Genomic DNA, 8975 nt, shown 5'->3' with positions numbered 1-8975 from the left:
GACCGAGACCGACGGCAGCGACGAGGTTGTCATCGAGCAGGGCGACGGGGGTGCGGCGTGAAGCACTTCCTTTCCACCGCCGACTTTTCCCGCGCCGAGGCGATCCACATCCTCGACGTCGCCGAGGAGATGGCCGAGGTCAACTCCCGCGAGGTCCGCAAGCTCCCCGCGCTGCGCGGCAAGACCGTCGTGAACCTCTTCTTCGAGGACTCGACGCGCACCCGGATCTCCTTCGAAGCCGCCGCGAAGCGCCTCTCCGCCGACGTCCTCAACTTCGCCGCGAAGGGGTCGAGCGTCTCGAAGGGCGAGTCGCTCAAGGACACCGTGCAGACCCTCGGCGCGATGGGCATCGACGGCATCGTCATGCGCCACGGCGCCTCCGGCGCGCCGCGGGTCCTCGCCGACGCCGACTGGATCGACGTGCCGGTCGTCAACGCCGGTGACGGCACGCACGAGCACCCCACCCAGGCGCTGCTCGACGCGTTCACGATGCGTCGGCGCCTGCACGGTGCCGGCAGCCGTGGCCAGGGCCTCGACGGCGTCCGCGTGCTCATCGTCGGTGACGTCCTGCACAGCCGGGTCGCCCGGAGCAACGCCTGGCTGCTGCGCACACTCGGTGCCACCGTCACGTTCGCGGCGCCGCCCACGCTGCTGCCCGCGACGACGACACCGTTCGGTGCCGCCGTCCACCACGACCTCGACGTCGCCCTCGCCGAGGACCCGGACGTCGTGATGACCCTCCGGATCCAACAGGAGCGGATGAACGACGCGTTCTTCCCGAACCCGCGCGAGTACACCCGGCACTGGGGTCTCACCGCGAGCCGGTTCGCGCGGCTGGCCGAGCGCACGCTGATCATGCACCCCGGCCCGATGAACCGCGGGCTCGAGATCGCCGGTGTCGCCGCCGACGACCCCCGCTCGACGGTGGTCGAGCAGGTCGAGAACGGCGTGTCGGTCCGGATGGCCGTGCTCTACCTCGCCCTGACCGGGTCCGAACCGACCGCAGCACCGAAGGAGACCATCGCATGACCGCCCACCTCATCCGCGGCGCGCAGCTGGTCGACGGCACGCGTGCCGACATCCGTCTGCAGGGGACGCGCATCACCGCGGTCGGCTCCGGTCTCGACGCCGCCGGCGCCACGGTCACGGACGCCGACGGGCTCATCGCCCTGCCGGGCCTCGTGGACCTGCACACCCACCTGCGCGAGCCCGGCTTCGAGGAGTCCGAGACGGTCCTGACCGGCTCGCGTGCCGCCGCGGCGGGCGGGTTCACGGCCGTCAACGCGATGGCGAACTCGTCGCCGGTGGCCGACACCGCCGGCGTGGTCGAGCAGGTGCAGGCGCTGGGCGACGACGCCGGCTACGTCACGGTCCGCCCGATCGGCGCGGTCTCGCAGGGGCTGCAGGGCACCCACCTGTCCGAGATCGGCGCGATGGCGACGAGCCGGGCGCGAGTCCGGGTCTTCTCGGACGACGGCTCGTGCGTGTCCGATCCGCTCCTCATGCGCCGGGCGCTCGAGTACATCAAGGGCTTCGGCGGCGTGCTCGCCCAGCACGCGCAGGAACCCCGGCTGACGATCGGCGCCCAGATGAACGAGGGCCGGCTGTCGTCGGAGCTCGGGCTCGCCGGGTGGCCGCCCGTCGCCGAGGAAGCGATCATCGCACGCGACGTCCTGCTCGCCGATCACGTCGGCGCACGGCTGCACGTGTGCCACGTCTCGACCGCCGGCAGCGTCGAGGTCATCCGCTGGGCGAAGTCGCGCGGCATCGACGTCACCGCCGAGGTCACGCCGCACCACCTGGTGCTGACCGAGGACCTCATCGCCGGCCGCGACGGCGCCCCCGGGTACGACGCCCGGTACAAGGTCAACCCGCCGCTCCGCTCCCGCGAGGACGTGGACGCGCTCCGCGACGCGCTGGCCGAAGGCACGATCGACATCGTCGCGACCGACCACGCACCGCACACGGCCGAGGCGAAGTGCTGCGAGTGGCCGGCAGCGGCGAACGGCATGGTCGGCCTCGAGTCCGCGCTGAGCGTCGTGCAGGCCGCCGTGGTCGACGACGGTCGGCTCGACTGGGCCGACGTGGCCCGGGTCCTGTCCGAGGCGCCCGCCCGGATCGGCCAGGTCGAGGGCCAGGGGCAGCGGATCGCCGAGGGGGCACCCGCCGAGATCACCCTCTACGACCCGTCGGTCAGCCGGGACTTCGCCCTCGGCGACCTCGCCGGGCAGTCGCAGAACTCGCCGTACCTCGGCATGCGGCTCCCCGGGCGGGTCGTGGCGACCTTCCACCAGGGGTACCCCACCGTCACGGACGGGCAGCTCGTCGACGCCGAGACCGTGGCCGCGCACGCCCGGTCCGCGCGGATCGGGACGTCCCGGTGAGCGGCGACGCCCTGCGCTGGCTCGAGGGCGTGGTGATCCTCGCCCTCGTGGCCCTGCTGTTCGTCGCGATGGCGCGCACCTGGCGGACGCGGGCGCGCGCGCAGGCGGGATCCGTGCCTCCCGTCCCCGTGCCGGCCGACATCGGACCGGCGGCCGGGTCGTGGGACGGCTTCACCGTCGCGACGACCCGCGCCGACGAACCGCTCGAGCGGATCACGGCCGGCGGCCTGGGGTTCCGGGGCCGTGGCGGCGTGACCGTCCACGAGACCGGTGTGGTGCTGCACCACGCCGGCACCACCGACCGGTGGATCGCGGCCGACGCCGTCCGCGGCGCCGACCGCGCCACGTGGGCCATCGACCGCGTGGTCGAGCCCGGGGGACTGGTCCGTCTGCGATGGACGGCGACCGGCGCCGCAGGTGCGACGGACCTCGACACCTACTTCCGGTTCCCGGAGGGCGACGGCGCAGTACTGGCCGCCCTGCAGGGACTGTCGACGAAGCACGAACACCCGCACACCGCGGGCGAAGGGACGAACTGATGACACGCGAACGGGCCGTACTGGTCCTCGAGGACGGCACCCGGTACGACGGCTGGGCCTACGGCGCCCGCGGGCGCACGCTCGGCGAGGTGGTCTTCGCGACCGGCATGACCGGGTACCAGGAGACGCTCACCGACCCCTCCTACGCCGGTCAGATCGTGGTGCAGACCGCACCGCACATCGGCAACACCGGGGTGAACGACGAGGACCCCGAGTCCCGTCGCATCTGGGTCGCCGGCTACGTCGTGCGCGACCCCAGCCGCATCGTTTCGAACCACCGCGCGAACGCGACGCTCGACGAGCACCTGGTGCGTGACGGCATCGTCGGGATCTCGGGCATCGACACCCGGGCGCTCACCCGCCGGATCCGCGACGCCGGCGCCATGAAGGGCGGCGTGTTCAGCGGTGCCGACGCGGCGTTGACCGCCGACGAGCAGCTGGACGCGGTCCGGTCGCAGGCAGCGATGGAGGGCGCGAGCTTCTCGTCGATCGTCTCGACGCCCGAGACCTACGTGGTCCCCGCGGTCGGCGAGCAGATCGGCCGGCTTGCCGTGCTCGACCTCGGCGTCAAGGCATCGACCACCCGCTACCTCGCCCAGCGCGGGTTCGAGGTGCACGTCGTGCCGCAGGACATCGACGCCGCCGCGCTCGAGGCGCTCGCCCCGGACGCGCTCTTCTACTCGAACGGCCCGGGCGACCCCGCCGCGAGCGATGCCCAGGTGGCGCTGCTGCAGGAGAGCCTGAAGACCGGACGACCGTTCTTCGGCATCTGCTTCGGCAACCAGCTGCTCGGTCGCGCCCTCGGGTTCGGCACGTACAAGCTCCCCTTCGGCCACCGCGGCATCAACCAGCCGGTGCTCGACACCACGACCGGCAAGGTCGAGATCACGAGCCAGAACCACGGCTTCGCGGTCGACGCGCCCCTCGGCGAGGTCATCGAGTCGCCGGCCGGGTTCGGCCGGGTCGAGGTCTCCCACTACTCCCTGAACGACCAGGTCGTCGAGGGCCTCCGCGCGCTCGACGTGCCCGCGTTCAGCGTGCAGTACCACCCCGAGGCGGCGGCCGGCCCGCACGACTCGATGTACCTCTTCGACCGGTTCGCGGACCTGGTGCGCGCGCGTCGTGACGGGACGCCGCTCGACGCGGCGACCGCCGACGCCACGACCCCCGCAGCAGACCCGACGCACGCGTCGGGTGCGACGAACGAAAGCAGCAACTGATGCCGAAGCGCCAAGACATCAACTCCGTCCTCGTCATCGGCTCCGGCCCGATCGTCATCGGCCAGGCCGCCGAGTTCGACTACTCCGGCACCCAGGCGTGCCGCGTCCTCCGTGCCGAGGGCGTCCGTGTCATCCTCGTCAACCCGAACCCGGCGACGATCATGACCGACCCGGACTTCGCCGACGCGACGTACATCGAGCCGATCACCGACGCCTCGCTCGAGGAGATCATCCGCATCGAGAAGCCCGACGCGGTCCTGCCGACCCTCGGTGGGCAGACGGCGCTGAACGCGGCGATCTCCCTCGACAAGGCAGGGATCCTCGAGAAGCACGGCGTGGAGCTCATCGGTGCGAAGGTCGACGCCATCCAGCGCGGCGAGGACCGCCAGCTCTTCAAGGAACTCGTCCTCGAGTCCGGCGCCGACGTCGCCCGCAGCCACATCGCGCACACGCTGGAGGAGGCGAAGGAGTACGCGGCCGACCTCGGCTACCCGCTCGTCGTCCGCCCGTCCTTCACGATGGGTGGTCTCGGCTCGGGCTTCGCCTACAACGAGGAGGAGCTCGTCCGCTTCGTCGGTGACGGCCTGCAGTCGAGCCCCACGACCGAGGTCCTGCTCGAGGAGTCGATCCTCGGGTGGAAGGAGTACGAGCTCGAGCTGATGCGGGACAACTACGACAACACCGTCGTGATCTGCTCGATCGAGAACGTCGACCCGGTGGGTGTCCACACCGGCGACTCGATCACCGTCGCGCCCGCGCTGACGCTGACCGACCGCGAGTACCAGAACATGCGGAACATCGGCATCGACATCATCCGTCGTGTCGGTGTCGACACCGGTGGCTGCAACATCCAGTTCGCCGTCGACCCGTCGAACGGCCGCGTCATCGTCATCGAGATGAACCCGCGCGTCTCCCGTTCGTCGGCGCTCGCGTCGAAGGCCACCGGCTTCCCGATCGCGAAGATCGCCGCGAAGCTCGCCATCGGGTACCGCCTCGACGAGATCGAGAACGACATCACCCGCGTCACACCGGCGAGCTTCGAGCCGACGCTCGACTACGTGGTCGTGAAGACCCCGCGGTTCGCGTTCGAGAAGTTCCCCGCGGCGGATGCCACCCTGACCACGACGATGAAGAGCGTCGGCGAGGCGATGGCGATCGGCCGCAACTACGCCACCGCCCTGCAGAAGTCGCTCCGCTCGCTCGAGAAGCGCGGATCGTCCTTCCACTGGGACACCCCGGCGGCGGAGCTCGACAAGGACGCCCTGCTCGCGAAGTCGGCGATCCCGACCGACGGTCGCATCGTCACCGTGCAGCAGGCGCTCGTCGCCGGCGCCACCGCTGCCGAGGTGTTCGAGGCCACGAAGATCGACCCGTGGTTCATCGACCAGATCGTGCTCATCAACGAGGTCGCCGACGAGGTCCGGGCCGCCGAGACCCTCGACGCGGACACCCTGCGCTGGGCGAAGGAGCACGGCTTCAGCGACGCCCAGATCGCCTCGCTCCGGAGCACCGGCGACCAGACCGTCACCGAGCAGGACGCGCGCGACGCCCGCCAGGCGTTGGGCATCCGCCCGGTCTTCAAGACCGTCGACACCTGCGCCGGCGAGTTCCCCGCCCTCACGCCGTACCACTACTCGTCGTACGACGCCGAGACCGAGGTCGCCCCGAGCGACCGCAAGAAGGTCGTCATCCTCGGTTCCGGTCCGAACCGCATCGGGCAGGGCGTCGAGTTCGACTACTCCTGCGTGCACGCGTCCTTCGCGCTGAGCGCCGCCGGGTTCGAGACGATCATGATCAACTGCAACCCCGAGACGGTCTCGACCGACTACGACACCTCGGACCGCCTGTACTTCGAGCCGCTCACCACCGAGGACGTCCTCGAGGTCATCGAGGCCGAGGCCGCGTCCGGCGAGCTGGTCGGCGTGGTCGTGCAGCTCGGCGGTCAGACGGCCCTGGGTCTGGCGAAGCCGCTCGAGGCGGCGGGGATCCCGATCCTCGGCACCAGCCCGAGCGCGATCGACTCCGCCGAGGAGCGCGGCCAGTTCTCCGCGATCCTCGACGCCGCGGGCCTCCTCGCGCCGCGGAACGGCACCGCCCACGACCTCGCCAGCGCGACCGCGGTGGCCGAGGAGATCGGCTACCCCGTCCTCGTCCGCCCGTCCTTCGTGCTCGGCGGCCGCGGGATGGAGATCCTGTACGACTCCCCGTCGCTCGCGGACTACTTCGACCGGATGGCCGACCAGGCGATCATCGGCCCGGAGCTCCCGCTGCTGGTCGACCGCTTCCTCGACGACGCGGTGGAGATCGACGTCGACGCGCTCTTCGACGGCGAGCGGCTCTACATCGGCGGGATCATGGAGCACCTCGAAGAGGCCGGCATCCACTCCGGCGACTCCGCCTGCACCCTGCCGCCGGTGGGCCTCGGCCGTGCCGAGATCCAGGGCGTCGTCGACGCGACCGAGAAGATCGCGCGCGGCATCGGCGTCCAGGGCCTGCTCAACGTGCAGTTCGCCATCGGTGCCGGGGTCCTCTACGTGCTCGAGGCGAACCCGCGCGCCAGCCGCACGGTGCCCTTCGTCTCGAAGGCGCTCGGCATCCCGCTGGCCAAGGCGGCTTCGCGGATCATGACCGGCACGACGATCGACACGCTCGTCTCCGAGGGGCTCCTGCCCGCCCGTGACGGCGCGTTCGTGCCGATCCAGTCGCCGATCGCCGTGAAGGAGGCCGTGCTGCCCTTCCGCCGGTTCCGCACCCACGACGGCCAGGTCGTCGACTCGGTGCTGAGCCCCGAGATGCGCTCCACCGGCGAGGTCATGGGCATCGACCGCGACTTCCCGCGCGCGTTCCTCAAGTCGCAGGAGGCCGCGTACGGCGGACTCCCGACGAGCGGCACCGTGTTCGTGAGCGTCGCCGACACCGACAAGCGCGCCATCGTGCTCCCGGTGCACCGGCTGCAGCAGCTCGGTTTCACGATCACCGCGACCGAGGGCACGGCGGAGATCCTGCGCCGCAACGGCATCGAGGTCACGCTGGTGGGCAAGTTCAGCGAGGGCGGCGAGAGCGTCGTCGACCTGCTGGCCCGCAACGAGGTCGACATCGTCATCAACACGCCGTCGGGTGCCGCCGGTCGTGCGGACGGGTACGAGATCCGTGCGGCGACGGTCGCGGCGGACAAGCCGCTGTTCACGACGATCGCGCAGCTCGGGGCCGCGGTCGCGGCGATCGAGACGATCGGGTCGCCGCACAGCGTGCGGAGCCTGCAGGACTACGCCCTCGAGCGCGCCACCTGGTGAGCGCCACGACCGATCCGGGAGGCGCGGCCTCCTTCGGCGTCCGGCTCGCGTCCGCCATCGGGTCGCGTTCCGCCCTCTGCGTCGGCATCGACCCCCACGCCGCCACCCTGGCGGCGTGGGGGCTCGGCCGCGACGAGCAGGGCCTGACCCGGTTCGGGGCCATCCTGGTCGACGCGGCCGCCGGCCGCGCCGCGATCGTGAAGCCGCAGATCGCGTTCTTCGAGGCCGCGGGGGTGGCGGGCTACCGCGCGCTCGACGCGACGATCCGTCGGGCACGCGATGCGGGCCTCCTGGTCGTCGCGGACGTCAAGCGCGGCGACATCGGGTCGACGGGGGACGACTACGCACTCGCGTGGCTGGACCGCGACGGACCCTTCGCCGCCGACGCGATGACGGTCTCGCCGTACCTCGGCTACGGCTCGCTGACCGGCACGGTGGACGTCGCACGTCGGAACGGAGCGGGCGTCTTCGTGCTCGCCGCCACGAGCAACCCCGAGGCGCGCGTGCTGCAGACCGCGGTGCTCGCCGAGGGTCCTCGTTCGGGGCGGAGCGTCGCTGCCGGTATCGTCTTGGACGTGGCAGACGACAACCGGAGAGGCGGCGACCAGCCCCTCGGCGACGTCGGGCTCGTGCTCGGCGCGACCCTCGACCTCGACGACTTCGGCATCGACGCGGACACGATCGGCACCTCGCCGATCCTCGCACCGGGCTTCGGTGCCCAGGGCGCCCGCATCGAGGACCTCCGCGCGCTGTACGGCGCCCGCGCCGAGCAGGTCCTCGTCAGCGAGTCGCGCGGCCTGCTCACCGACGGTCCGGACGGCGTCGCCGCCCTCGTGGCAGACCGTGCGGACCGCATCCGTGCCGCGCTGGGGGCCGCCGCATGACGACGGACCGCGACGACCTGCCCGCACACCGGAACCCGCCGGAGGTCGACCGGGTCGCCGCGGCTGCCGCCGCCGTGGCCGCACGTCGTGCCCGCGCCGCCGTCAAGGCCAAGGACCGGATGCGCGAGGAGATGGGCCCGGAGTTCGACGAGGTCGACTGGCAGAAGCTGGACCCCCGGCAGTACGACCCGCGACGCATCATCCGTGACGCGCTGCTCGACTCCGGCAGCAGCGTGGCCGCCGTGCAGACGGCGCAGGTGACCGCCTCCAAGGTCCGTGCGACGGCACCCGTGGTGCCGCTCGCCGTCGGCGAGGCAGCACCGTTCGACGCCGAGGCGACCTGACGCCGGATCACGTGACCGTGTGACGGCCAGGAGGCGNNCCNTCCNNGCNAGCGCCGGNGCGCTCGGCNCCGAGCTGCAGGTCGACATCGCCGTCGTGGAGGAGCACGGGGTGTCCCGGTCGAGCGACCAGAAGTGGATGCCTGCGAGACCGTTCGCCTTCGCGTAGGCGGTCAGCGTGTCGACGTCGGCGAGGGGGAACACCTCGTCCGAGGCGTCGTTCACACCGATCATCGGGGTGACCTCGATCTTCGACGGCGCGATGCCGTAGGTGTGCTCGAGGTTCGTGACGGCCTGGATCGAGGACTTGCCCA

Annotated in this window: 7 protein-coding genes; all 7 read left to right on the top strand. The window is 71.7% G+C overall.

The annotated features are described in order from the left end of the window. Nucleotides 1–57: 57 nt before the first annotated feature. The 7 genes from I5E_RS09195 to I5E_RS09165 are packed head-to-tail and all read left to right on the top strand — an operon-like array spanning nt 58 to nt 8664. Nucleotides 58–1029: an aspartate carbamoyltransferase catalytic subunit gene (locus I5E_RS09195; protein ID WP_022906719.1), complete on the top strand. Its 972-nt coding sequence runs from the start codon at nt 58–60 to the stop codon at nt 1027–1029. Further along, entirely contained in the window at nt 1026–2384 is a 1359-nt protein-coding gene (locus I5E_RS09190) for a dihydroorotase (protein ID WP_022906718.1), read from the top strand. Before I5E_RS09195 ends, I5E_RS09190 begins: the two co-directional genes overlap by 4 nt. Then, a complete protein-coding gene (locus I5E_RS21505) occupies nt 2381–2923 on the top strand; it encodes a PH-like domain-containing protein (protein ID WP_022906717.1) in 543 nt (180 codons plus the stop codon). Before I5E_RS09190 ends, I5E_RS21505 begins: the two co-directional genes overlap by 4 nt. Beyond that, on the top strand, nt 2923–4143 hold the full coding sequence (gene carA / locus I5E_RS09180; protein WP_022906716.1) for a glutamine-hydrolyzing carbamoyl-phosphate synthase small subunit: 1221 nt from the start codon (nt 2923–2925) through the stop codon (nt 4141–4143). Before I5E_RS21505 ends, carA begins: the two co-directional genes overlap by 1 nt. Continuing rightward, a complete protein-coding gene (gene carB / locus I5E_RS09175; protein ID WP_022906715.1) occupies nt 4143–7436 on the top strand; it encodes a carbamoyl-phosphate synthase large subunit in 3294 nt (1097 codons plus the stop codon). The genes carA and carB overlap by 1 nt, the downstream gene beginning before the upstream one ends. Continuing rightward, nucleotides 7433–8320, top strand: coding sequence for an orotidine-5'-phosphate decarboxylase (gene pyrF, locus I5E_RS09170; RefSeq protein WP_022906714.1), 888 nt, complete (start codon nt 7433–7435; stop codon nt 8318–8320). The genes carB and pyrF overlap by 4 nt, the downstream gene beginning before the upstream one ends. Then, nucleotides 8317–8664 (top strand): hypothetical protein, encoded by a 348-nt coding sequence (locus I5E_RS09165; RefSeq protein WP_022906713.1) that lies wholly within the window; start codon nt 8317–8319, stop codon nt 8662–8664. Before pyrF ends, I5E_RS09165 begins: the two co-directional genes overlap by 4 nt. The last annotated feature ends 311 nt before the right edge of the window (nt 8665–8975 follow it).

The organism is Curtobacterium sp. B18 (assembly GCF_000333375.1).
Lineage (GTDB): Bacteria > Actinomycetota > Actinomycetes > Actinomycetales > Microbacteriaceae > Curtobacterium.
Note: the sequence above shows the minus strand (reverse complement) of the source record. Positions and strands in the feature narration are given on the sequence as shown.

Bases quoted from the DNA above. Each gene is read 5' to 3' on its own strand.
- I5E_RS09190 (WP_022906718.1), top strand. From the start codon at position 1,026: ATGACCGCCCACCTCATCCGCGGCGCGCAGCTGGTCGACGGCACGCGT.
- carA (WP_022906716.1), top strand. From the start codon at position 2,923: ATGACACGCGAACGGGCCGTACTGGTCCTCGAGGACGGCACCCGGTAC.
- carB (WP_022906715.1), top strand. From the start codon at position 4,143: ATGCCGAAGCGCCAAGACATCAACTCCGTCCTCGTCATCGGCTCCGGC.
- I5E_RS09165 (WP_022906713.1), top strand. From the start codon at position 8,317: ATGACGACGGACCGCGACGACCTGCCCGCACACCGGAACCCGCCGGAG.